Consider the following 25,447-nt stretch of genomic DNA (forward strand, 5'->3'; position numbering starts at 1 on the left):
AAACAATAAAAAGTTGATTATGGGAATACAATGCTGAATGGCCTGTTAAAAAATAAAAGCCAATCTATACGGACGAAACTGATTGTTACTTTTATTGTCATTGCGCTAGCACCATTATTTTTAATGTCTTGGTTTAGTCTTCAACATGTAAGCAACTCCCTTGAAAAAAGTGCCCAAACTGAACTTAGTGAATTAAGCAGTATTGGTAAGCAATTTGCGAATATTTGGTTTGCAGATCACATTAAAGACCTATATCTATTAAATGATCAACTAAGTCATAGCCAACTAAATAAACGGCTACTGATTGATGAGTTTGTTGACCGATATGATTTTGTCAATGAAATTCATATTATTTTCGATCCCTTAAATACCCCAAACCCAGTTAATAACGGGGTGTTTTCAGCTTTACACCGCGATCAGCTAATCGCAATGTTGGCGGCAATAGAGCAAGGACAGAAAAGTGTATTCATATCTTCAATGGGTGTAGAACCACATCATTTTGTTGCGTTACCGATGGTAGATAAACAACGGGGCTTACACGCAATAATATTAGTTGATGTTAACTTTCGAGGTTTACTCGATAATTTAGAACATATTCATAATAAGAATGAGGGACTAACTTTCTTTATTGTGAAAGCAGGTGAAATCAAAGGTGTCCAATTACACCCGAGTGTATTACCAAAAGCTGATTATTTTACTAATTCGGCAAAGACTGAGCATGTTTTTACCTATCACAAAACAGATAATACGTTGCATTACGCCATTTTAACTGACTTGAATTTTGCAAACGCCACAGGCTGGCAGTTATTGGTTGAAAAGCCTGCTGCCGTGATGTTGCAAAGTGCCAGTGATTATAAGTATGTAGCTGTGCTTGCCAATAGTTTTGCATTTTTAGTGATCTTAACCTTATCGTGGTGGTTTGGGCGACGTTTATCTCGTCCGTTTATTAGCCTTGCCAATGCCAGTGCTGAAATCACTCGAGGTGAACGTACCAATATTCCTATTCTCGACGACAGCAGTGAGTTACATCAGCTGTCGATTGATCTAGAACACTTAGTCAGTAGTAAAGTACAGCAGCAAAAACGGTTAGAACATCAAAGCACAGCGCTTCAGCTTGCCTTAAAGCAATTAGCGGAACAAAAAAGTGCACTTGATGAGCATGCTATTGTGGCAGTGACTGATATAAAAGGAAAAATTACTTTTGTAAATAGAAAGTTTTGTGAAATTAGTGGTTATAGCCAAAGCGAATTAATTGGTCAAAATCATCGTTTGTTAAATTCAGGTGTCCATCTTAAAGGCTTTTTTAAAGGCATGTACAAAACCCTTAAACAGGGCAAGGTTTGGCACGCTCAAATCTGTAATCGAGCGAAAAATGGCGCTTTTTATTGGGTTGATACCACAGTTGCGCCTTTTTTAGATGAACAGGGCAAGCCCCAAAGTTATATCGCTATTCGCACCGACATCACAGCATTAAAACTACAAGAGTTAGAACTTGAACAACATAAAACACAACTACAATTAGTGTTGGACAGCACTGCAGTAGGGATTTGGGATTGGTATGTAGATACCGGCAAAGCGTATTTTAATAATCGCTGGGCGAGTATTATCGGTTATAAATTAGAAGAACTACAACCAACTGATGTTAATACATGGAACAACTATACTCATCCAGATGATCTTGTTACTTCAGGGCAGCTTTTAGAGCAGCATTTTGCAGGTGAGAGCGATTATTATGTCTGCGAAGTTCGTATGTTGCATCGTCTCGGACATTGGGTGTGGGTGCTAACCACAGGTCGAGTTGTTGAATATAATAGTGATGGCTCTGCCAAACGAATGATAGGTACTCACCTTGATATTACCGAGCGAAAAGAAACAGAAGCACAACTGCAACAAAGTCGCGATCGATTTGTGTCTCTGGTTGGCAATATTCCAGGGATTGTTTATCGGTGTAAATATGATGAACAATGGAGCATGCTCTATTTGAGTGAACAAATAAAAGTCATCACCGGTTATGAACCAAATGATTTAGTTGATAACCATAAGTTGAACTTTGTTGAATTAATTCATACAGATGATGCAGCAAGCGTGGCTGAGAAAGTGAAGGCCGATATTGATGCTCATCAGCCATGGTCATTGGAGTACCGTTTGATCGCTTCTGACGGCAGTATTCATTGGGTGCATGAAAAAGGTCAAGCCGTGTATGATCTGGCAGGCAACGTCCTGTATTTAGATGGTTTTATTCATGATATAACCGAGCGTTATCATACTCAATCGCAACTTTACCGCCAGCAAAGTCTGCTTGAAGCGATGAGTAAACAAGGCCAAATTGGTGCCTGGGAAGTGGATTTAGAAACAAATAGCATGTACTGGTCAGATGAAGTTAAAGCAATTCATGAAGTAGCCGAAGACTACCAACCAGTTATAGCCCAGGTGCTGGATTTTTATAAACAAGGTGAGCACCGAGAAAGGATCGGCCAGTTATTTGAAGAGGCGGTAACAACAGGGAGCAGTTGGGAAATTGAATTAATCATCGTTACGGCCCTTGGAAATGAATGCTGGGTTAAATCAATTGGCCAAGCAGAATTTAAGAATGGTCGTTGTATCCGTGTTTATGGTTCATTCCAAAATATAGATACTTATAAGCACCTTGAATTGGAAAGTGAGAAAGCCAATCAATACAACAAAAACTTGGCAAGTTTAACAGTGTCACCGCAAGTGTTGGCGGGTAATTTTGATGAGGTGAAAAACTTAGTTGCGCAGTCAATGTGTGAAGTACTTGATGTGCAACGCTCAGCAGTGTGGGTATTTGACGAAGCTAGCGATGAAATGACGTGCGTGAGTTTATTTATCGATCAGCAAGGTTTTGTTGACCAGCCTTTAGTGCTTAAAGCGAGCGAATCTCCCGCTTATTACAAAGCAATATTTGCACAAGGTTTAGTGGCAATTAATGATGTTAATTGCCATCCGGCAACCGCCGAATTGATTGACACTTACACAACACCATTAAATATTAATTCGATGCTCGATGCCGTTATATCTACCGGTGAGGGTATTTTAGGGGTGCTCTGTGCGGAAAGTGTCGGTAGCTATCGCTGTTGGAGCCAAAATGAAGAAACTTATTTACGCTCATTAGCGACCTTGGTTGGCAGCGTGTTAATGTCGCAAAGGCGTAAGCAAACCGCCGAAGAGCTGAAAATTGCATTAGTCAAAGCCAATGCCGCTGCAACCGCAAAAAGTCAGTTTTTAGCGACCATGAGTCATGAAATCCGCACCCCAATGAATGGGGTGTTGGGTATGCTTGAGCTGATCGGACTCGAAACCCTGCCAAAGCCGGTGCAAACTAAAGTAGCGATAGCTAAAAATAGCGCGCATTCGTTGCTATCGGTGATCAATGATATTTTAGATTTTTCAAAAGTTGAAGCAGGTAAAATAGAGCTAGAAAGTATCAACTTCAATGTCTGTAACTTGCTCGGAGAGGTGGCGGAATCTCAAGCCCTTGCGGCGCAAGATAAAGGCATCGAAATTATTCTTGATTTAGTGGCGGTGGTGCCAACACATTTTAAAGGCGATCCAGGGCGTATTCGTCAAGTGTTGACTAATTTACTGAGTAACGCTGTTAAGTTTACTGCGCAAGGTGAAGTCGTGATCCGCGCATCAGTAACTCCTGTTGAGCAACAATATCAGCTCAGTATTAGTGTAAAAGACTCCGGCATCGGAATTGATCTAACCAAGCAAAAAGATTTATTCAGCCCATTTTCGCAAGTAGATGCTTCGACTACGCGTGAATATGGTGGCACCGGATTAGGTTTGGCGATTAGTAAACAATTGTGTGAGCTAATGGGTGGAGAAGTTACGTTAGTCAGTGAGGTAGGGCATGGTTGTGAGTTTACCGCGACAGTGATGTTAGAGGCAGGAAGTGAAACTGAGTGCAGTATACCGAGTATAGATATGACCAAGCTCACTATATTAGTGGTTGATGATAACGAAACCAACCGGATTGTTATAAGCCAACAGCTTGCTCATTGGGGCGCTAAAGTAGAGCTTGCCTGTAATGCAGAACAAGCCTTGCAGTTATGTGAAAAACGCCTCGCGGATAATCTTAATTTGTATGATATTGCTGTGTTGGATATGCAAATGCCAGGAATGGATGGTTTAACACTGTGTCGAAAGCTAAAAGCTGATGATGATTTTAAAGCAATGCCATTAGTAATGATGACCAGCATTGCAGGCATGGAAGGAGCACAGTGTTTTAGTGATGCAGGGTTCCAAGCGTATTTTCCAAAACCAATCACCACGGCAGATTTGATCAGTGCCATGGCCGTCATCGCTCACGGTGGTGGTAGCGCCGATTTACCTTTAGTTACATCAAGTTATATTTCATCGCTGCGTGGCAGTTATGAGAAAAGCCGACATATTTTGTTAGTTGAAGATAACCTTATTAATCAACAAGTGTCTAAGTTAATGTTAGGCAAATTAAATTATGAAGTCACCTTAGCGGAAAATGGTCAACATGCGCTCGACATTTTACAAGCAGCACCCGTGGGGCGTTTTAACTTGATTTTGATGGATTGCCAAATGCCGATTATGGACGGTTTTGATGCCACTCGCGCGATTCGATCAGGGCAGGCTGGCAGTAAACATCAGCACATTACCATTATAGCGTTAACGGCTAATGCGATGGGTGAAGATAAAGAGCAGTGTTTAGCCTCTGGTATGGATGATTACCTTGCTAAACCGATTCAATTACAAACGCTCAAGGATAAACTCGAGCAGTATTAACCAAAGTAATAAAGAGAGTTTATGACTGATATTATTTTAAGAGGCGCAGTCCCTGCAGATGCAGCCACTATTTTACACTTTATCACTGAGCTTGCGGTGTATGAAAAAGAACCTGATGCGGTTAAAACCGATGAGCAGGCAATTTTAAACACGTTGTTTAGTGAAAGCGCCACAGCACACAGTGTAATTTGTTTCGAGGGCGATACACCAATTGGTTTTGCCGTTTATTTTTATAATTATTCTACATGGCTTGGCAAAAATGGCCTGTATTTGGAAGACCTTTATGTCAGCCCAGATAGCCGTGGTAAAGGTGCGGGCAAGTTGATAATGCAACATTTAGCACGTCAAGCATTGGCAAAAGACTGTGGACGTTTTGAATGGGTGGTACTTGATTGGAATCAACCAGCTATCGACTTTTACAATAGTATAGGAGCAGAGCCACAAAACGAATGGATTATTTATCGATTATCTGGGCAAGCCTTGATTGATTTTGCAGAGAAATAAAACTAAAGGCTAATATAAATAAAAATCATTTGCATTAGGTTGTTCCGATGTGTAAATTAAACACATCAATTAATCTGTGTAGGTGATTTTTATGACACTGCTTCAGCGCATTACTTGCGCAGAACTTCCATGTGTTGATCAAGCTCTGAGTCCTTGGCAAGCTAATATTATGGCTGGTAATTACGCCTTTGAAAGGGGCGCTTTACTCGAAGCTAGAGACAAATACGCAACCGCACATACTTTGGCCTCTCATTTATTAAGTCAATTTAGCCAAGCCCAAATATGCCAATCCGTGATCACTGCGATAGAACATTGCTGCCCAGCATTGGTTGTTGCAGCACATAATCTAGCCGACACTTACCGCGCAATGAATCAAACAGAGCAAGCCTGTCAGTGGCTGTGCGATGTGCATATCACTTTGAGTCATTTAATTCAGCATCCATGTAATACGGTACGTACAGTGGTTGTGCACCATCATCACAAAACCTACACAGAGTTAGTACAGTTTGCCAAATTGCACAGTCATTACCCGCAATTAATAGCACAGATCAATCAGACGTTAAATTATACCCCAGATCAAACTGCCACTGTGCATTGATCACTTATCTTAATCCGACAAGGAACAATTATGGCGTTTACATTACCCCCATTACCATATGAGTACGATGCGTTAGAGCCACATTTAGATGCTAAAACTATGGAGATCCACCATACATTGCATCATCAAACATATATCAATAAAGCCAATGCGGCACTTGAAAATACCCAGTATAGCGATACTGATGTACATGAGTTACTCGCAAAGATTGACACGTTGCCAACTGAGCTGCAAAAAGTAGTGCAAGAACATGGTGGCGGTCATGCAAACCACTCATTGTTTTGGACAGTTATGAGCCCCAATGGTGGGGAACAGCCAAAAGGGAGCTTATTAGATGCTACCACAGAGCAGCTTGGCGGCTTTGATAACTTTAAAGAGGCATTTACCGCAGCAGCAGTTAGTCGCTTCGGCAGTGGCTGGGCGTGGCTAAGTGTTAATAAAGATAACCAGCTTGTGGTGGAAAGTAGTTTAAATCAAGACAGTCCATTAATGCACGGCAACACGCCGATTTTAGGTTTAGATGTGTGGGAGCACGCCTATTATCTGAAATACCAAAACCGCCGCCCGGAGTATATCGCAGCTTTTTATAATGTTATTAATTGGACTGAAGTTGAGCGTCGTTATTTAGCTGCTATCAGTAAATCAATTAGCGAATAAAGGTTGAGTGCCGAAAATGGCTAGTAAACTGTATTTTTTCACGTACTCTATTAGCAGATGTATAGTTAAGAGCACCTTATGGATACTAGCCATTGGCGACTTGCCAGACAAAGCCGCGACCATCGTTTTGATGGACTCTTTTTTATCGGTGTTAAAAGCACCGGTATTTATTGTCGGCCAATTTGTCCTGCCCCAACTGCAAAAGAGCAAAATGTAGAATACTTCCAATATGCGCACAATGCTGCACAGGCTGGATTTCGTCCGTGTATTCGTTGTCGCCCTGACAGTGCCCCTGGAAGTAGCGCATGGCAAGGAACAAAAACCACAGCGCTGCGAGCCAAGCAGCTGATAGACAGTGACTTAACAACGCAACAAAGCTGTGAACGATTAGCTGAGCGACTAGGCGTGAGCAGCCGCTATTTAAGGCAGTTATTTCAACAACATTTTGGTATCTCAGTAACTCAGTATCGGCTATTTAATCAGTGCCATTTCGCTAAAAAATTATTACAAGAAACAAACCTGTCGGTATCCCAAGTGGCATTTGCAGCGGGCTTTAACAGTATTCGCCGATTTAATGATGCGTTTTTACAGCAATTGCATATTTGTCCCTCAAAAATGCGTGGGCAGCACAGTACAAAACATGCGGTGTTGACGCTTAAATTACCTTTTCGGCCCCCTTATAATTGGGTTGCGTTACAGCAATTTTTAGCGAAGCGATTAATTTCACCTCTCGAATGGCTTGGCGAGACACACTATGGCCGCAGCTTTAAAAATCAGCATTGCCAAGGCCAGTTTACGGCTGAGTTTGTAGAGCACAAACATCATTTTTTAGTCAGTATTGATATTGATCAGCCACGCTTTTTACAGCCCATTTTAAGTGAAATTCGCAGAGTCCTCGATTTAGATGCTGATACTGCGCAAATCGAACAACACCTAGCAGCTCAGCTTCAAGGGGCAATTGTGCTAACCCAAGGGCTGCGGTTACCGGGTATTTGGTCGGTATTCGAGGCGGGTATTCGTGCGGTGCTTGGCCAACAAGTTAGTGTAGCTGCCGCGCATAATTTAGTGACTCAGCTGGTGACTGAACTGGGCGAACAAGATGGCGAGCGAGTGTATTTTCCAACCCCTGAGGTAGTGGCAAACAGTGAGCTGGCATTTTTTAAAATGCCTCAAGGACGCAAAAATGCGCTGCGTAATTTAGCGCAATTTTGCGCCGATAACCCTGATTGCCAACAGCTTGATCAATGGCTGCCACTCAAAGGGATTGGACCTTGGACAGTAAACTATGCAAAATTACGCGGCCAAAGTCAGCCCGATATTTTATTGGCGGGAGATTTAGGCGTAAAGAAAGCGCAAGCGGAGGCAAAACCATTTAATGATGAGCTGTGTGCGCCATTTCGCTCCTATTTAACCTTTCAACTATGGCAACAGCTAATATGACTATTATCCAAACCCGCATACCCAGCCCAATTGATGACATTATTATTCAAGGTAACCAACACGGGGTGAGTTATGTGGGCTTTTATCCAGTTATAGAGTGCCCAGAAACCCCATTTTCAGAGATTGAGCAGCCACATATTTTAAATTGTGCTGCGCAGCTTAATGACTACTTTGCAGGTAAGCGAACAACCTTTGATGTCACTCTAGCCACCCATGGTACTGCTTTCCAACAAGCGGTATGGCAAGCGCTCACCGCAGTGCCATTTGGACAAACGCAAAGTTACTCTGATATTGCGCATGCACTGAGTAATCCCAAAGCTGTGCGAGCGGTCGGTGCCGCGAATGGTAAAAACCCAATCAGTATTATTGTGCCGTGTCACCGGATCATTGGCGCCAATGGTAAGTTAACTGGCTATGCGGGTGGTTTAGAGCGTAAGCAATGGTTACTTGAACACGAAGGGATCATTTAATTATCGCTTAGTTATTAGGAAGCTGTTTTAATCCTGAAGGGTCAATAGATCCCAGTAATGAGTGGGTAAAAAAGGTGGTGTTCAATCAAGATTAAGGTAGTATTAGCGCATTTTTTCAGGGTAGGCATTTTCATGGCTCAGCTGTACTTTTATTATTCTGCAATGAACGCTGGTAAATCTACCACGTTATTACAATCGGCATTTAATTATCGTGAACGCGGCATGGAGCCGGTTATTTTAACCGCTGCATTGGATGACCGTGCTGGTGTTGGCATTGTGTCATCGCGAATTGGCTTACAAGCTGATGCGCATATCTTTGATGCAGAAAAAGATGTGTTTGAACTGATCAAACAACTTAATAGTGAACAGAAACGTCACTGTGTGCTGGTAGATGAATGTCAGTTTTTATCACGCCAGCAAGTAATGCAATTAACCGATGTGGTTGATGAATTAGGTATACCCGTATTGTGCTACGGCTTGCGTAATGACTTTAGAGGTGAACTATTTTGTGGCTCGCAGTATTTACTGGCGTGGGCAGATAAGCTGGTTGAACTTAAAACTGTGTGTCATTGTGGGCGTAAGGCAAATCACGTATTACGTACGGATGAGCAAGGCAAAGCGATTGCCGATGGCAATCAAGTGGAAATTGGCGGCAACGACCGCTATGTATCGGTGTGCCGCAAACACTATAAAGCTGCGTTAAACATGCAGCGCAGCAGTTAATTCCGCTATAAATAGTTCAATATCAGCACGATTAACGCCTAAGTGGGTCACTAAACGTAAGGTTTTATTCGGGCTGAATAAAACCCCCTTTACTGTTAGCTGCTGTGCCAGCGAGTGAATATCAATAGTATCGGAAACATGGGCGTACACCATGTTAGTGGTATCTTTTGTTAGGTCGACGTGAAATCCTTCAATTTCATTGAGCCGCTGCGCTAAATAGCGTGCATTGCTATGATCATCTATTAGGCGGGTGACGTTGTGTTCAAGCGCATAATGCCCCGCAGCCGCCAGCATACCTGCTTGGCGCATACCGCCACCAAGCACTTTTCGCCACCGTCTTGCTTTATTAATAAGTTCAACAGAGCCAAGCAATAATGACCCAACTGGTGCGCCTAAACCTTTTGATAAACAAATAGACACGGAGTCAAAGTGTTTGGTTATTTCGGTAATATCTACCTCAAGCGCAACCGCAGCGTTATAAACGCGAGCACCATCCAAATGCAGTGCTAATTGATGGCTGTGAGTGAACTCACGCGCTTGGGCTAAATAACTTAATGGTAGCACTTTACCGCCAATGGTGTTTTCTAAACTGAGTAAGCGGGTATTAGCAAAGTGAAAGTCATTAAGTTTGATAGCGGCACGTATTTTTTCAAAGCAGAGGCTGCCATCATTTTCATTCTCAATTGGTTGTGGTTGGATTGATCCAAGCACTGCCGCGCCACCGCCTTCAAATTTATAATTGTGTGCATTTTGCCCGCAAATATACTCATCACCACGTTCGCAATGAGCCATTAATGCTAATAAATTTGCTTGGGTGCCGGAGCTGCAAAATAGGGCGCTGGCAAAGCCGTGACACTGTGCAGCAAATGCTTCAAGCGCATTAACACTGGGATCATCGCCATACACATCGTCACCTAAAGGGGCGTTGAACATAATTTCGCGCATTTTAGCGCAGGGCTTAGTAACAGTATCAGAACGAAAATCAATCATGGTGCCTCCTAGGCTGTAAATTGTTGGCAAATTTCTTCGCGGGTGGCTTGATCAAAGTAGCTCCATGCAATAAAGCGGCTCACTTTTTGCCCTTGTGCCATCTCTACTACTTTTACTTCGGCAACAGGCTGTTTTTGCAACTGTGCTTGTAGTGCAGGTAAAGTGTCTTTCTTAGATACCAGCGATGTAAACCACAAACATTGCTGTGCGAATTGCTCACTTTCGATAATCATATTAACAATAAATTGCTGCTCGCCACCTTCACACCATAACTCATTATGTTGACCGCCAAAATTAAGGGTTTTGCTAGGGCTTTTGCCTAAATTCTTCCATTTACGTTCACTGCCTTTGTTAGCCTCTTCAGCACTTGCGTGAAATGGTGGGTTACACAGTGTTAAGTGAAATAGATCTTTGCTATTTATAACACCTTTAAAAATCTGCTGTGGATTTTTTTGCTGTTTAATGGTGATTTTACGTTGGTTAAATTGAGCGACTTGTTTGGCTATGCTAACTGCCACAGGGTCAATATCACTGCCTGTAAAATGCCAGTTGTATTCATGGCTGCCTGTAAGCGGGTAAACAAGATTTGCACCAGTGCCAATATCTAATACCTTTACGTGTTTGCCAGTTGGGATCAGCGCGTTATTATCAGCGGCTAATAAATCAGCAAGGTAGTGAATATAGTCAACTCGACCAGGAATGGGCGGGCAAAGGTAACCAGCGGGAAGCTCCCAAAATTCAACATCATAATAAGCTTTTAACAGCGCTTGATTGAGTGTTTTAACTGCCTGCTCATCACTAAAATCAATACTCTCAGTGCCATTTGGAGTGATCACTATATAGGGCTTTAACGCAGCCACTTGGCACGCTAGATACGCTAAGTCATAACCTTGATTATGGCGATTGCGAGGATGTAGTTTTGATTTTAATGGCGTTGATTTCATAACAGATAATTAGCTTAGCAAACAAAAAAGTTATTTTACCAGAGAAATACATTAGCGTGTGATCTTGTTTGAAATACTGGTAGGATGAGTTACGGTTCAATAACAATGACAACAAGGAACTGAAATGCTGATTGTACAAGAGTCGGTGTTTATAAAACTCACCGAGCAGCAAACACTGCACATGCGTAGAATAGCCGATACCAGCAAAACAACAGGGCCTGCGGTATTCTTTATGCATGGTGCTGTGGAAAATGGCAAAATATTTTATACCTATTCGAATAAGGGCTTAGCCCCTTTTTTAGCTGAGCAAGGCTACGTGTGCTATGTGGCTGATCTACGTGGCCGTGGTGACAGTAAACCCGCTATTTCAAGGCATGCTCACTATGGCCAAACCGAAGCCATTATTGAAGATATCCCCGCTTTTATCGCTAAAATTACCGAGCGTGAGGGTAAACCACCGGCCTATTGGGTAGCCCACTCGTGGGGAGGGGTATTGATGAACAGTGTGTTTGCGCGTTTCCCACAGTATATCAATGATGTAAAAGCATGTGCTTACTTTGGCACTAAACGCTCACTTTATAATCATCATCCACAAAAGTACCTACAAGGAAATTTGATTTGGTATTTTTTAGCGCCAATACTGGCTAAAAAACATGGTTATTTACCCGCAAAAAGTCTCAAGTGGGGCAGTGATGATGAAACTCAAAAATCTCATTATCAAAGTATGCAATGGGCTAAACGTAAACCATGGTTAGATAGCGATGACGGGTTTGATTACGCGCAAGCTGTAGCTGGCTTAAGCTTGCCACCGACCTTACACATTGGTGGGGTGAAAGATAAAGCACTTGCACAGCAAGTTGATATTGAAAAATTTATTGCCGAGTCAGGAGTCGGTATTCAACACCTGCAAATGTACGGGAAAAAACACGGCCATCAATATGATTACGATCATATTAATATGCTAACGCACGCCTGTGCTAAAGCAGATCAATTTAAGGATCTAGTGGCGTGGTTTGAGCGTTATTCAGCAACGCCTTAAGAGGTATTTCAAAACGTTTCCAGCGCTCTATCGCACGGTTATGTAGCGGTTTTCGTACTGCGGCTTTGCTAAGCGTGGTAACTGGGTTTTTTGATTTATAAAAGTCTAAACATTGTTCTTCAAATGTGGTATCTAAAAATGTAAATACGCTTTTTAACGTATCGTGCGGCTCGCTGATCAGTTGCTCATAATGAACAGCTAAGATAGCCGTCGGTATTGCTTGTTGCCAATGCGTCATCAAACCTTGGTATAAATCAAAGTAACGCTTAAATTCAGGTAATGAGCAAAAATAAGGTTCATTTTCTGCAAAGTAATTACTATACACGGACCAAGCTGTGGCATTAAAATCGCGCTGCAAGTTAATAAACTTAGCATTTGGAAACAATAAATAAATAAGCCCTAACGATTGATAATTTGAGGGTAATTTATTGATCATAAACGCCCGAATAGGTTTTGCTTGTTTTAACCGTGCGGTATAAATAGCCCGCGCTTGCTCAATAAGTTGTGGGGTGAGTGCGCTAATACATTCAGGGTAGGGCAACTTGGTTTGTTGCTCTATGAATGCGACAACTTGCGAGCTAATACAGCGGTCTTCGCCAAGGCTTGCAAACTCGCTATGTGAAGCTAACATTTGTTCTAATAATGTAGAACCACTGCGTGGCATGCCAATAATAAAGATGGGTGTGACAGTACCTGTAAACCCTGACTTGACAGTAGTAAATAAGCTCTTTGGGTTGTAGCGCATAATACTTTGATAAAACGGCGTTAATTGTTCAGTGTTGAAATTACTCAATTGCAGCTGCAATTTATTGGCTAGTTGGTAATAATTTACAGCTTGCTCTATATCATCAAGTTGATCATAACTTTTTGCCAAGGCGTAATAACACACCATTTTTAAACGTAAATTATTGGTTTGTGTCAGTAAATGGTGCAAATTACTGATGTAGTTATGTTGTTTATCAAAGCGACCAAGTTGCACTAATTCAAATAAAATATACGCCGAAACTGGGTACAAGCCGATGCTTAACGCTTGGGAAAAGGTAGTATGTGCTTTATCTAATTCGCCATGGGTTAAATAATGTTGTGCAAGATAATAGTGTGGCTCTGGGTTATGGCTGGCAATGCTTTTTGCATACTCCAGTACCGTTAATGCATCATTTGGCGAATTAACGCCATTAAATGCATCGGCTAAGGCATGCAGTGGCTCCAACATATTAGGCAGGCGTTCGCAGCTTCTTTGTAGTAAATAAACCGCAGCATCAAAACGCTCTAAGCGCAGCGCAATCCGGCCTAAACCAAATAGTGCTTCACCATTTTGGGGATCACTTTCAAGTATGGTTTTATAGTGAAACTCCGCTTCTTGGAGTTTATTGTCGGCAAGTAGTTGGTTAGCTTTTTTTAGCAACATGCATCACTTTTTTTATTTTTTAGTTACTAGATTTATTATTTGGGTATAGCACGAAAAAGGCGAAATGTCTTGAGCATTTCGCCTATCTTTTCAATGCTTAGCTACGTTTAAAAAGTATACGTTGCTTTGGCATAATAGAAGCCGCCGTTAATACCGTATGGCGAGGTTTCATAATATTTACCACCCCAGTTATTATTAGGTGCAACGGTAAAATCAAGTTTCTCTGCTTCTTGGTCGAGCAGGTTTTGTGCGCCGACTGAGAAACTAATCGAATCATTCAAAAAGTAAGTCACTTCAGCGTCGAGAGTAATTGCTGCATCAGCTGTTTTTGCTGTAGCATCATAATCGACATGCACACCTTGGTATTCACCAAAATAATTTGCACGAGTAAACATTGAGAAACTTTCCCATTGCTGTGACCAGCTAAGTGTACCACGGTGATTTGGTAAGTCATTTTCTAGTCGGCTTACCTTAAACGCCCCAGTAATATCAGTTGAACGAGTAACCTCTGTTTCATTCCAGTTGTACGCTAAACTAAATGTTGAACTACCACCGAGTAAATCTGTGGCGTAATTTGCTACAAAGTCTACACCTTGAGTCGTAGTATCAAAGTCATTAGTAAAGAAGCTTACTTGCGCTAGGCTTTGTACGTTGGGCACGCCAGCGGCTTCGAGGGTGTCTTTATCTGATTGGCTTAGCTCGATTTTTTCAGATTGACTAATACGGTCATCAACTTGGATATTGTAATAATCAATAGTTAGAAATACCTCACCTATGGTATATACAGCGCCAAAGGTATAGCTTTTCGATTCTTCAGGCTCAAGCTCTGTCCCTCCTAACTGTACCGCAATTGGATTGGTTGGGGGTAATAAAGCGGAGTCAACCAGCACACCACTGCTGAGGTTTGTTTGCACGTTACTGACATTGGCTTGGCCAACTGTCGGTGCCCGAAAGCCGGAACTTATTGAACCACGAACGTTTAAATCATCGGTTAAGTGGTATTGAGCCATTAATTTATAATTAACAGTAGAGCCAAAGCTATCGTAGTCTTCATAGCGCAACGCTAAGCCCATTAAAAACTCCTCAGTAAATGGAGCCTCAATATCAACATAAGCGGCGTAGTTGCGACGAGTATATTCACCAGCATCAGATGGTTTAAAACCTGGAAAACCATTTGAACCGATACCAAAGCCTTGCTCTGTCAGTGGGCCTGCTGTAAATGATGCCACATCACCAGAGGTAACGGTAAAAGTTTCTTCGTGCCATTCAAGGCCAGCGGCTATGTTTACATCGTATGCTAGATCAAAATCAAAGCCTTTTGATAAATCAAAGTTAAAGTTTTTCTCTAATTGCGAATATTTACCAGGGCTAAAATCACGCGGACTATCAGGGCCCAACGACGCATTAACAGTATCGTAAATAAAGTAACGAGATTCATTAAAGCCGACCGTGCCACTTATATCGTAGTACGCTCCTTCTAACATACCACCAGTGAACTCGCCTTTAGTACCTATTGTAAGTGAGGTATCTGTAATGTTGCCACCAAAGTTAGGCGTAAAACCGCCAGGTAATGTTTGGTTAAAGGCAAAGCAATTTGCAGCACTTAGAGAATCTATAGCAGCTTGATCTGGTGCACCATTTGCTTGCAGTTCGACAAGAGGACAGTTTATTTGTTGATCATATCCATCCAATGAAGCGACTAACACTGTTGGAGTTGCCTCATCCCACAGCTTTTGAGCTGCTGGATTATCATCACCAGGGCGACGCATATTTGTACCATTGACATCACGAATTGTTCCGCCATACACACCTGGACGAGTTGTTGGGTTACGATAGTAAAAACCACCGCGAACATCACGCTCTGAGTAGTTACCAAACATATAAAAATCGGAATTTTTAGTTAGTTCAAGGCCGACATTACCAAAAATAGAGATATCGTCATCAACTTCTGGTGCTCCCCATACTTGTGTGATAGGAGCTATGTTGGGTACGCCGGCCAAAGCAAGGGCTGCTGCATCAGGGCGTTGCACTGAGCGACTCGTTGCATCCGCTGTTTTATATTGAAAACTTAAATTAGCGAAGCCATTGTCGGTAAATGGTAAACCAATATTACCGGAAATTTGTGTCGTGTCACCGTCGCCTTCATAGTATTGCCCTTGGCGTACTTCAAAACTACCGCCTTCAGAGGCATCCTTAAGTACAAAGTTAATAACCCCAGCAATTGCATCTGAACCATACTGTGCTGCTGCGCCATCTCGTAGTACTTCAACTTGTTTCAGTGCGATACTAGGAATAACGGAAATGTCTGCACCCTGTGCGCCATCGTTTATGCCGCCACCTAAAAAGGCTATAACCGAGGCTCTATGACGGCGTTTGCCATTGAGTAATATCAATGTACTGTCAGACGGTAAGCCTCGCAAGTTCGCTGGGCGAACTAAAGATGCTGCATCACTAATAGGCATTGAATGTACGTTTAATGATGGAATTGAGCCTTTTAATAACTCGAGCATATCCGTATTACCAGATTTACCAAGTTCTTCACCGCCGATGATATCGATAGGTACTGGTGAATCACCAATGGAGCGTGGTGCTGAGCGCGTTCCTACTACGGCAATTTTTTCTACATTTTTATTTACTTTAGTGACTTTAGCTTGCTCATCTGCAGCTAAGGCAGTCCCTGAAATAAATAAGCCTGCGGTGGTTGTCGTTAATGCAAGTTTAACTGCATGATTTAATAAATTATTTTTAAATTTCATTCTAATTTCCCCAGTTAGAATTATTGTGATTTCGTAACTATATGATTTTTAAAAAGCCAAATAGTCTATTAAAGTTATACAACTTGTTAAATAATTGTGCAAGGTGTTAAATGCTTTGGTTTTTTTTTGTTTTTCTATAGAGGAAAGCAGAGATTTACATACTTGCATGAAAAATAATGATATTTTTAAATGAGAGAATTAGAAATAAAGTAATAAGTAGGATTTTTTTATAAGTAAATGAAATAATAATTTTATAAATAGACGTTTTTAGGCTGGATACTATTCAGTAAAGTTCAATGGTCATTATAGATGGTCGCTTAGTTCAGGGTTTTGTTGTCGCCAAGTTTTTAACGCTTCTCGGTATTCATCCCAAACACATGGGCAACAACTGCCACCACCACAGCACTGATCCGCAGCTGGTCTGGATGGTTTTGAGTCGTCAACTCGGTTTGATATATCGGCTGTGTGTTGCGGTATTTTATTCATTACTAACAGATTTAATAGTATGGCTGTTTATTGGCCTGTGATTATACTTGAACATGGCTTTTTTACTAGCTAAGAAATAATGTGGATCTGTTAATCAGTGATTGTATTAAATTATGCTTTGTGAAGTGTAAAGGCTATGTGAGAATAGCGTTATGCGACTATATAAAGTTATTCATCGTGCCCCGATTCGAGTGGCAAAAATTACAACTAAACGCCAACAGTTGCGTTTCAAGCGCGCTATGGTGGCACTTAAAATTGCGTTAGCGCAAGAAAAACAAGAAACCAAAGAAATGCTCACAATTTATCGTCGCTACACCCAAGGAGATGTGAGTAAAGAGGATCTGCAAAAAGCGAATGCCCAGTTTGTTGATATTCTCAAAGGGTTGGGTTTAGGTGTCTTTGCTGTTTTACCTTTTGCACCATTGACTATCCCACTGGTTGTTAAGTTGGGTCAATGGGTTGGGGTTGATGTACTGCCAAGTTCATTTAACATTAATAAATCACTTAAAGACATTGATCAGCAGATCGCTGATGAAGAGCAGCAACACCACCACGCTGAAAAAACGGCAAAATCAGACGTAAAACCACCTGTAAAAAAATAATGCCATGCAGTTTAAAGGATAGCCTTTGTGCTATACCTTTTATGCTGAGTTATTGATATGCTTGATCATCATATAATTTTAAACGAGTCATTTAATGAGTACATTAATTCGCCATAGTTCTACGGGTATTCCTTTATCTTTTATTGTTAAAAATGACTTAGTGACATGGCAAGCACAGCAGCCGATTTTTTTACAAAACTGGCTAAATAGCTGTGATTTTGCAAAACAAGGTTTAGCCTTGGTGGTCAATCCACAAAGTGGAGCGCTAAGTCAGGTGTATTGTTTAGTTAATAGCGTTGATGACTTTTGGCTCGCGGGTGAATTAGCCAGCAAACTGCCAGCAGGAATTTATCAAGTTCAAGAGTGTGAACAGCAATTAGAACAGATTGCTCTGGGTTTTATACTTGGTGGTTATGAATTTAGCGAATATAAAGCTAAAGGTGCTGTAAAAGCACAATTAGCGATAGCCGATGAAGCATTATTTATGCGTATTACACGCCAGGCAAATGCAATTAACTTAGTGAGAGATCTAGTTAATACTCCCGCCGCAGATATGATGCCACAGCATCTTTCACAAGTGATGGCTGATTTAGCGCACACATACCATGGTCAATTCAATGAATGGGTAGGAGATGAATTATTAGAACAAAACTATCCAACTATCCACATGGTAGGCCGTGCCAGTGAAAATAAACCGCGTTTACTTGATTTACATTGGGGCGCTAAAGATGCACCTTTGATCACTTTAGTCGGTAAAGGTGTATGTTTTGACTCTGGTGGTTTAGACCTGAAACCAAGCTCAGGTATGCGCAATATGAAAAAAGACATGGGCGGCGCAGCTCATGTAATTGGTTTAGCGCAGTTAATTATGGCGGCAAATTTACCAATTCGTTTACGCGTGTTGGTCCCCGCAGTTGAGAATGCGGTATCGCGCAATGCATTTCGCCCTGGCGATGTAATTAAAACACGTAAAGGCATTATGGTCGAAATCGATAACACCGACGCAGAGGGGCGTTTAGTGTTATGTGATGCACTCACGGAAGCACAAAATGATAACCCTGAGCTGATCATTGATTTTGCAACCTTAACCGGTGCTTGTCGTATTGCGTTAGGCACTGAGTTACCAGGGTTTTTCTCAACTGAGCGTGATGTTGCCAATGGTATTATTGACGCCGGTATTGCAGTAAGCGATCCCGTTTGGCAATTACCGCTTTTTGAGCAATATAAAAATTTATTAAAAAGTGATGTTGCAGATATGGCTAACTGTGCAAATACTCCATTTGGCGGCGCAATTACTGCCGCACTATATTTAAAAGAATTTGTAGAGCCAACCACACCTTGGGTACATTTTGATGTAATGGCATGGAATACCCGCTCATTACCTGGTCGTCCAGTTGGTGGTGAAGCACTCGGTATTCGTGCCGTATTTAACTACTTACAAAGTCGCTTTAATTAAGCTTCATAAAGCTCTAGTGGTAAATCATCGGGGTCGGCGAAAAATGTAAAACGCTTCCCGGTGATTTCATCAACCCTTATTTCTTCTACTTCTACAGCATTTTCTTCTAGGTAAGCTTTAGCTTGGTTAATATCAGCTACTGCAAAAGCTAGGTGTCTTAATCCTTGCGCCTCTGGGTAACTAGGTCTTTTTGGCGCCCCAGAAAATGAAAATAGTTCTATTTGGCTACTATCTGGCAATGCTAGATCCAACTTATAAGAGTCACGTTCAGCACGGTATTGTTCATGAATTATAGGTAGTTTGAGTATTTGAGTATAAAAATGCTTAGCTCGTTGGTAATCGCTGCAAATAATGGCAATGTGATGAATCGCGAGTAGTTTCATATTTTTTCCAATAAAAAAAGCGCGAAAATCGCGCTTTAATTGATACATTATGAGATTAATCTGTGCCTTTACATGCAGCTACAGCGGCTTCAACAAGTTCTAAACCGGTTTTATCACACGGAGGCAGCGCTGCCTCACTGATGTTGATAGGCGTGACGCGTTCGCCCCATTTTATGTAACTAGCAGCCCAGGTTAACCCTGCACCAAATGCTGCAGACATGAGATTAGCATGTGGTTTAATTAATCCTTGCTCAACAGCTTCACATAATGCGATTGCGATGGTTGCAGCTGAGGTATTGCCGTATTCGCCAATGTTAACCATTACTTTTTCATCGGGTACTTTTAAGCGATGTTGAATGGCTTGAATGATACGTAAATTTGCTTGGTGCGGTACAAGTACATCGATGTCATCAAGGCGTAAATTTGCTTGTGTGAGCACATCGTCGCAGGCTTCGCTCATGCCTTTTACAGCACGTTTAAATATCTCGCGACCTTCAAACAATAAATCAGACGGCCCAATAGGCACATATTTATTTAAGTCACTACCAAAGTTAGTGATATGCAAGATATCACGGTCTTCGCTATCACAGCCTGTTTTACTGGCTAATAATCCTGCGGGTGTCTCAGCTGCTTCAAGCACCACAGCTCCACCACCATCACCAAATAGTACAGCGCTGTCACGGCGATCCCAATTTACATACCAGGTCATGCGCTCAGCGGCGATCACTACGGCTTTTTTGATCATACCCGCTTGAATTTGTGCTGTTGCGGCTTGTAGGGCATATAAAAAACCCGAGCAGGCTGCATTGGTGTCCATAGCGGCTGCGCCAACTGCTCCAATATTCTTTTGTACTAACGAAGCGGTGTTTGCCACCATAGTAGAGGGCGTACATGTTGCTAGTAACACTAAGTCGATGTCTTTAGCATCAATGCCAGCACAGGCTATTGCATGTTTAGCTGCCACAGTGGCCAGCTCTGCAGTACTTACGTGGCTCACTCTGCGGGCTTTAATGCCCGTACGTGAGGTGATCCATTCATCATTGGTATCAACTAATTGGCTGATTTCGTCATTGCTAATACGCGCAGGTGGAATACATTTACCCCAACCTGTAATGTGTGCGTAGGTCATAGTATGCTCTCTTTAAGTGGTCAGATATGTATTATCTATATTTGATTTATACCAAAAATCCACTTCTAAGACTAGTTTATAACTTAGCTTACGTCGTAAATAGTGGTAATTAAACGTAATTTGGGCTAATGGTAGTAGATAAATGAGTTTATGATTAGTTAAATATGGCATCTCTGAAACGCAAGCTATAACGCTGACTATTATATCAGCAACAGTTAATGCAGCTAAGTTACTTGGCCAACCAAGATAGACTACGGCAGTTGAGTGTTGGTAAACAAGCAGATATCATCAGCGCCAATGTCTCATTTTCTGGATGATAAACGGCATAGCAAAATGTACCGTTTGTGATAAAGCAGGGCAAGTATATAAACAGCAATTGTAGGATACAGTATGGGCAGCAAAATTAAGGCATCATTGTTTAATCATTTGATTGACGCTGAGCGCCAATTATTAGATCCTGACGTTCGTCAATCTGAGCAGGCACTGGATAGCTTGCTCGATGATGATTTTATAGAAATTGCCGCCAATGGCACTGTGTTTAATAAATACCAAGTATTAACGCGGTTACCTACTGAAGTGGTGCCGCAGTTTTACAATCAGCATTTTAAAGGCCGAATGCTGAGTGACGATATTGCCCAACTAAGTTATCAAGCCGCATATCGGCGCTCTGCGCGCGCTGAGTTTAACTATTCATTACGGATGTCGCTATGGCGATTAACCGGTAGTCAGTGGAAAATGGTGTTTCATCAAGGAACGCCGTGTGCTGTGTTTAATATCTCTATGGATGATGATTAGGTTAACCTTTTTAATTAGGTAATTATGTATGGCGTTTTTAATACGCACTGATCCTGCGATTAGCCGTTTACTGATGTTACGCAGTGGTGCAATTGCTATTCAACTATTGGCTGTTGTAGCAGTCTATTTTTTACTTGAGCACCAAATCCCTTTATTGCCTTTGCTGCTAGTGATCTCCCTTGAAGCTGTATTTCAAATTTTAAGCGTGATTGCTTATCGTAATGTTAGTAAAGCGAAAGAGCTTGGGATGTTAATGCAGCTTACGGCTGATGTGCTTTTTTTAGCGGTATTGCTGTCTTTAAGTGGTGGTGCGACCAATGCATTTGTGTCGTTATTGTTGTTACCAATAATGATTGCAGCAGTGAGTGTAAGTGCCCGAGGTTTAGCTTATATTGCTGTATTGGCACTTACTGCTTATAGCGTATTGTTATTAAAAATACCCGAACATAGTATGCCTCATATGCAAATGACCAGTCACTTTATCGGTATGTGGGTTAATTTTGTGATCAGTGCCAGTGTAATTGCACTCGTTGTGGGCACTATGAATCGTGCTCTGCATTCGCGAGAACGTACCATTGCAACAGTGCGTGAAAAACAATTACGAGCAGAGCAATTAGTCACGCTTGATGGTGCTGCGGCACAAATTACTCATCAATTAGCCAGCCCAATCGCCAATTTACAATTATTGTACGAAGAACTTCTTGAAGAGCAGCCTGATAATGAGATTGTGAAAGACATGCAGCAGCCCTTGTTGCAATGTGCACAGCAGTTAAAAAAGTTTCGTACCCTGTCATCTGAACTACGTACACAAACGGCTGCGGCGACAGTATCGTTAAGCGTATTAGCCCAACAAATTAGCGATACAATGTTGTTACAATATCCAGATCAACAGCTTAATTGGCTGAATGTAGCACCTGCTAGCTCGGTTACTAATGATGCTATGTTACTGCCAGCAATAATAAACTTATTGCAAAATGCTGCTTTTGCCAATCAACAGGCCCAGCAACAAACACTGGAATTAAGCTGGCAACAGACTCCAGATAACCCTAAAACAGTGAGTTTAGTTATACGTGATTTTGGTAAAGGATTTAGCGCAGCACAATTGTCAGAGTTAGGGGGTCAGTTAATGCCTAGTGAAACGGGAATGGGATTGGCAGTGATGCTTTCAAATGTAACATTTGAGCGTTTACAAGGCTCTTTAACATTATTTAATCACCCACAAAGTGGCGCGGTTGCCAAGGTGCAATTAACCATTGATGGGCCACAAGTTGAGCCTGCATGAAGCTATTAATTATTGAAGATGATATTAATCTTGCCAATACGCTAGCGCGGCGCTTAACCAAACACGGTTTTACATGTCAGCAGGCACATAGTAAAGTTGCAGCTATTGGTGTAGCTAAAAGCTATGCACCGACGCATATTCTGCTCGATATGAAATTAGCTGACGATAACGGTTTAGCACTGATCGCACCACTGAGAGCCTTACTAACAGACACACATATTGTATTGTTAACTGGCTTTGCCAGTATCGCCACGGCTGTAGAGGCTATGCGCCTAGGTGCAAATGATTATTTAACAAAACCCGTTGATATGCCCACGTTATTACGATCATTAACAGGCAAATGTGAGCCAAGTACTGAGTTAGTTGCAGATGATATTGCAACTATGTCGCCAGAGCGGCTTGAGTGGGAACATATTCAGCAAGTGCTGCATACCAATCAAGGCAATATTTCAGCAACTGCTCGGCAACTTAATATGCATAGGCGGACTTTGCAGCGCAAGCTACAGAAAAAACCCGTTCAGCAGTAAATCCTAACGTAATAGTGATAGTTATCGCAGATCGCGGTTTCCGGTTTATTAATACTCAGTAAGCTAGTTGTTGCTTTTTAAGCAATAATATTGGCCCGACAAACGTTACAATACAGTCGTTTTTATCACTTTAAATGAATCTCAAGTTACTTAAATATGTTGATGTTTTAGGCGCAGCTACGCATCATAGATAGTTTTGCAGTTTAGATAGTTGCTGCAATGGCGTTCATTAACTACAGTAAAATATCATTGTATTTTTTGCAATCAGCATAAGTAGTCATTATGGATTTATCACAACTAGATTTTGTAGCCGTATTATTAGCTGCCATGTCTTCTTTTATGTTAGGAGGCGTTTGGTATTCACCTTGGTTGTTTCAACGAGCTTGGCTAGAAGGCTGTGGACTAACGGAGCTAGATTTAAAAGCAACAAATCCAACATGGGTATTTGGTGGCGGTTTTGTTTTATCGTTATTTATCGCTTTTGGTTTATCACTGCTTTTAGGGCCACACCCACATTTAGGAGTTGCGGTAGGCGTTGGCTTTGCGGTTGGACTATGTTTGGTAAGCAGTGCCTTAGGGATGAGCTATATTTATGAACAACGGCCACTAAAGCTGTTTTTAATTAATAGCGGTTACCATATTTTACAGTTTACTTTAATGGGCTTAATCTTTGGACTTTGGCCATAAGCTGTTAATCTATTCGCGTGTTTGTAGTAAAAGTAATAAAATAATGGCAAAACCGAATAAAAAAGGCCCTACTAAAACCGTCGATATTTTTTGTAGCCAATGTAAAGCCCCTTTATTTAAATACCGTAAAGGCGGCAAAGGGGCATTGGTTAAATGTTTTATCGAACGGATCAGTCAAGATTTCACCACAATTCCTTGCGTATGCCCCAACTGCTCACGCCCTTTTGCTCGAGAAGCAATCATCCGAGGCGCACCCGCGTATAAAATGATCGGCGGCAAAGTGACGTTTAAGTAGTCATTTAATTTGAGCGTATATTCATATTTCATTCATTTAATCATCTTTTAGTCTGATTGTTCCTGTATCTAATGTAAGTATAATTGTTACTAGGATGTAATACTCATTAAATTAAAGGATTAAAATGAAAGTCAGTGCAGCGTTATTTCGTGTACAGCTTATGGTGCTAGTTTTCTATTCGTGCTTAGTAAATGCCGACGATGACTTTCAACAAGCGTATGCTCCAATTAATGTATCTGGTATTACAATTTTTGTGCCCATCGAATTATACCCAGATACAACAACTTACCTAACTATCAAAGAAACGCCAACAGAATATTGGCTGCAATGGACAAAAAATTCCGACAGTAAGTATTATGTTATTGAGCATTACATTAATGGTAGTTGGCAGTTAGTTGCGAGCAATCTTACAGGTAATGAATATCGTGCTGATAAAAGTTTAGGTAATAAATTCAGAGTTAAAGGGTGTCATCAGTATGGTTGCGCAGGCTGGACGAGTATCAATAATGTAAATACGTCACCACTACATATTACCTCCTTTTCTACCAACAAAAGTAAAGTTGCTCAAGGTGAGCGAGTTGTTGTGTCGTGGAACGTTGAGGGGGCGAGTGAAGTCAATTTAAAAGTAAATGGCACACATTATAAAGCGTTACCATTTACTGGCAACAAAGCAATAACAGCGTATGACTATAGTTCATTTGAGTTATCCGCAGTGGGTTTTGGCAGCACTAAAAAGCAAAAAACGGCAGTGGTAGTGGATAAGCCAAAAGTAATGAAAGAAGTCGAGTTAAGCGGATACCTGCAACCACTTATGAACCTTGGGCTAGATATTGTTGAACGAGCAATTGTAACAAATGGCCGTTTTACTTATGTTCCTACTCAAGATGGGTTTTTACACAAGGTAGATAATCAATCGCAGATTATTTGGAGCAAAAACCTCAATGGTGTTATAGCTAATAAACCAATTATTGATAATGGTTATCTATATTACAGTGTTAGTTTGATCAGCGGTGAAGGAGAAATATGCAAAACTTATATGCATTCATCTGATACTCAGTGTAAAAACACCGGGGGGGAAGTTATCGCAAGCCCTGTTATTAAGCATAATCGCAATGGTACGTTACCACCAGATGTCCAGGCATTTTCTATCTCTAATTATTTTCAGGGAAGTTTCAACAATAGTCTACTGAGTGTCAGTACAACGGGTTTAGTCAATGAGTATAGCCTTGAGACATTAACGGTAAAAAACCAATTTATACTCCCAGGCGATTATCGCAATAACCCAATATTATCTGATGCTAAACTTTCAAAGCAAAACGAACTCCTGCTGCGCACAGGGCCCAATCAAGTCACTGCTTTTTTTATACCTTCCTCTGGTTCAGGTGGAGGTGATGATATTTTTTTTAGCGTACAACGTTTTTTTACAACGAGCAGCGACGATACTCAAAGTACACATCCGCAAGTGTTAGATATTGCATGGCAAAAGGAGTTGTAATT

The 25,447-nt window shown here is 41.4% G+C and carries 23 protein-coding genes; 16 read left to right on the forward strand and 7 right to left on the reverse strand.

Features of this window, described 5'->3' with window-relative positions:
* Positions 1 to 30 precede the first annotated feature (30 nt).
* From J7338_RS00900 to J7338_RS00930, 7 genes are all read left to right on the forward strand, one after another.
* Complete coding sequence (locus J7338_RS00900; protein ID WP_210794725.1) at positions 31 to 4,779, forward strand: PAS domain-containing protein; 4,749 nt, start codon at positions 31 to 33, stop codon at positions 4,777 to 4,779.
* 21 nt (positions 4,780 to 4,800) lie between these two features.
* On the forward strand, positions 4,801 to 5,283 hold the full coding sequence (locus tag J7338_RS00905; protein WP_210794727.1) for a GNAT family N-acetyltransferase: 483 nt from the start codon (positions 4,801 to 4,803) through the stop codon (positions 5,281 to 5,283).
* A 91-nt stretch (positions 5,284 to 5,374) separates the two neighbouring features.
* Positions 5,375 to 5,881: a hypothetical protein gene (locus J7338_RS00910; RefSeq protein ID WP_210794729.1), complete on the forward strand. Its 507-nt coding sequence runs from the start codon at positions 5,375 to 5,377 to the stop codon at positions 5,879 to 5,881.
* A gap of 30 nt (positions 5,882 to 5,911) precedes the next feature.
* Positions 5,912 to 6,538: a superoxide dismutase gene (locus tag J7338_RS00915; protein ID WP_210794731.1), complete on the forward strand. Its 627-nt coding sequence runs from the start codon at positions 5,912 to 5,914 to the stop codon at positions 6,536 to 6,538.
* Positions 6,539 to 6,616: 78 nt separating this feature from the next.
* Positions 6,617 to 7,978: a DNA-3-methyladenine glycosylase 2 family protein gene (locus J7338_RS00920; RefSeq protein ID WP_210794733.1), complete on the forward strand. Its 1,362-nt coding sequence runs from the start codon at positions 6,617 to 6,619 to the stop codon at positions 7,976 to 7,978.
* The gene (locus tag J7338_RS00925; protein ID WP_210794735.1) at positions 7,975 to 8,448 is read left to right on the forward strand and encodes a methylated-DNA--[protein]-cysteine S-methyltransferase; all 474 of its coding nucleotides are present in this window, start codon (positions 7,975 to 7,977) and stop codon (positions 8,446 to 8,448) included. Before J7338_RS00920 ends, J7338_RS00925 begins: the two co-directional genes overlap by 4 nt.
* Positions 8,449 to 8,580: 132 nt before the next feature.
* A complete protein-coding gene (locus J7338_RS00930; protein WP_210794737.1) occupies positions 8,581 to 9,171 on the forward strand; it encodes a thymidine kinase in 591 nt (196 codons plus the stop codon).
* Here the strand turns inward: J7338_RS00930 and ltaE are convergent.
* Both ltaE and rlmF read right to left on the reverse strand, forming a co-directional pair.
* Positions 9,148 to 10,161: a low-specificity L-threonine aldolase gene (gene ltaE, locus J7338_RS00935; protein WP_210794739.1), complete on the reverse strand. Its 1,014-nt coding sequence runs from the start codon at positions 10,159 to 10,161 to the stop codon at positions 9,148 to 9,150. The two genes, J7338_RS00930 and ltaE, sit on opposite strands and share 24 nt — an antisense overlap.
* Before the next feature lie 8 nt (positions 10,162 to 10,169).
* The gene (gene rlmF, locus J7338_RS00940; RefSeq protein WP_210794741.1) at positions 10,170 to 11,105 is read right to left on the reverse strand and encodes a 23S rRNA (adenine(1618)-N(6))-methyltransferase RlmF; all 936 of its coding nucleotides are present in this window, start codon (positions 11,103 to 11,105) and stop codon (positions 10,170 to 10,172) included.
* 124 nt (positions 11,106 to 11,229) lie between these two features.
* Between rlmF and J7338_RS00945 the strand changes: the two genes are divergently transcribed.
* On the forward strand, positions 11,230 to 12,144 hold the full coding sequence (locus J7338_RS00945; RefSeq protein ID WP_210794743.1) for an alpha/beta fold hydrolase: 915 nt from the start codon (positions 11,230 to 11,232) through the stop codon (positions 12,142 to 12,144).
* Here J7338_RS00945 and J7338_RS00950 read toward each other — a convergent pair.
* From J7338_RS00950 to J7338_RS00960, 3 genes are all read right to left on the reverse strand, one after another.
* Entirely contained in the window at positions 12,098 to 13,552 is a 1,455-nt protein-coding gene (locus J7338_RS00950) for a tetratricopeptide repeat-containing sulfotransferase family protein (protein ID WP_210794745.1), read from the reverse strand. The two genes, J7338_RS00945 and J7338_RS00950, sit on opposite strands and share 47 nt — an antisense overlap.
* A gap of 107 nt (positions 13,553 to 13,659) precedes the next feature.
* Complete coding sequence (locus J7338_RS00955) at positions 13,660 to 16,308, reverse strand: TonB-dependent receptor plug domain-containing protein (protein ID WP_210794748.1); 2,649 nt, start codon at positions 16,306 to 16,308, stop codon at positions 13,660 to 13,662.
* A 303-nt stretch (positions 16,309 to 16,611) separates the two neighbouring features.
* Complete coding sequence (locus tag J7338_RS00960) at positions 16,612 to 16,794, reverse strand: oxidoreductase-like domain-containing protein (protein ID WP_210794751.1); 183 nt, start codon at positions 16,792 to 16,794, stop codon at positions 16,612 to 16,614.
* 152 nt (positions 16,795 to 16,946) lie between these two features.
* On the opposite strand from J7338_RS00960, the gene J7338_RS00965 reads away from it, so the two are divergent.
* Both J7338_RS00965 and J7338_RS00970 read left to right on the forward strand, forming a co-directional pair.
* Positions 16,947 to 17,396: a hypothetical protein gene (locus J7338_RS00965; protein WP_210794754.1), complete on the forward strand. Its 450-nt coding sequence runs from the start codon at positions 16,947 to 16,949 to the stop codon at positions 17,394 to 17,396.
* 94 nt (positions 17,397 to 17,490) lie between these two features.
* Positions 17,491 to 18,852, forward strand: a complete 1,362-nt coding sequence (locus tag J7338_RS00970) for a leucyl aminopeptidase family protein (protein WP_210794757.1) — start codon at positions 17,491 to 17,493, stop codon at positions 18,850 to 18,852.
* Here J7338_RS00970 and gloA2 read toward each other — a convergent pair.
* Both gloA2 and J7338_RS00980 read right to left on the reverse strand, forming a co-directional pair.
* Positions 18,849 to 19,235 (reverse strand): SMU1112c/YaeR family gloxylase I-like metalloprotein, encoded by a 387-nt coding sequence (gene gloA2, locus J7338_RS00975; RefSeq protein ID WP_210794760.1) that lies wholly within the window; start codon positions 19,233 to 19,235, stop codon positions 18,849 to 18,851. The genes J7338_RS00970 and gloA2 overlap by 4 nt on opposite strands.
* A 55-nt stretch (positions 19,236 to 19,290) precedes the next feature.
* Positions 19,291 to 20,364: a ketoacyl-ACP synthase III gene (locus J7338_RS00980; RefSeq protein ID WP_210794763.1), complete on the reverse strand. Its 1,074-nt coding sequence runs from the start codon at positions 20,362 to 20,364 to the stop codon at positions 19,291 to 19,293.
* A gap of 390 nt (positions 20,365 to 20,754) precedes the next feature.
* Between J7338_RS00980 and J7338_RS00985 the strand changes: the two genes are divergently transcribed.
* The 6 genes from J7338_RS00985 (at position 20,755) to J7338_RS01010 (ending at position 25,445) form a co-directional block, all read left to right on the forward strand.
* On the forward strand, positions 20,755 to 21,159 hold the full coding sequence (locus J7338_RS00985; RefSeq protein ID WP_210794765.1) for a nuclear transport factor 2 family protein: 405 nt from the start codon (positions 20,755 to 20,757) through the stop codon (positions 21,157 to 21,159).
* 28 nt (positions 21,160 to 21,187) lie between these two features.
* The gene (locus J7338_RS00990; RefSeq protein WP_210794767.1) at positions 21,188 to 22,441 is read left to right on the forward strand and encodes an ATP-binding protein; all 1,254 of its coding nucleotides are present in this window, start codon (positions 21,188 to 21,190) and stop codon (positions 22,439 to 22,441) included.
* The gene (locus tag J7338_RS00995; protein WP_210794769.1) at positions 22,438 to 22,968 is read left to right on the forward strand and encodes a response regulator transcription factor; all 531 of its coding nucleotides are present in this window, start codon (positions 22,438 to 22,440) and stop codon (positions 22,966 to 22,968) included. Before J7338_RS00990 ends, J7338_RS00995 begins: the two co-directional genes overlap by 4 nt.
* Positions 22,969 to 23,250: 282 nt before the next feature.
* Positions 23,251 to 23,655, forward strand: coding sequence for a DUF1761 domain-containing protein (locus J7338_RS01000; RefSeq protein WP_210794771.1), 405 nt, complete (start codon positions 23,251 to 23,253; stop codon positions 23,653 to 23,655).
* A 43-nt stretch (positions 23,656 to 23,698) separates the two neighbouring features.
* On the forward strand, positions 23,699 to 23,950 hold the full coding sequence (locus tag J7338_RS01005) for a hypothetical protein (protein WP_149980101.1): 252 nt from the start codon (positions 23,699 to 23,701) through the stop codon (positions 23,948 to 23,950).
* 124 nt (positions 23,951 to 24,074) lie between these two features.
* Positions 24,075 to 25,445 (forward strand): hypothetical protein, encoded by a 1,371-nt coding sequence (locus J7338_RS01010; RefSeq protein WP_228732885.1) that lies wholly within the window; start codon positions 24,075 to 24,077, stop codon positions 25,443 to 25,445.
* The last annotated feature ends 2 nt before the right edge of the window (positions 25,446 to 25,447 follow it).

This window comes from Pseudoalteromonas ostreae (assembly GCF_018069805.1).
GTDB classification, from domain to species: Bacteria; Pseudomonadota; Gammaproteobacteria; order Enterobacterales; family Alteromonadaceae; genus Pseudoalteromonas; species Pseudoalteromonas ostreae.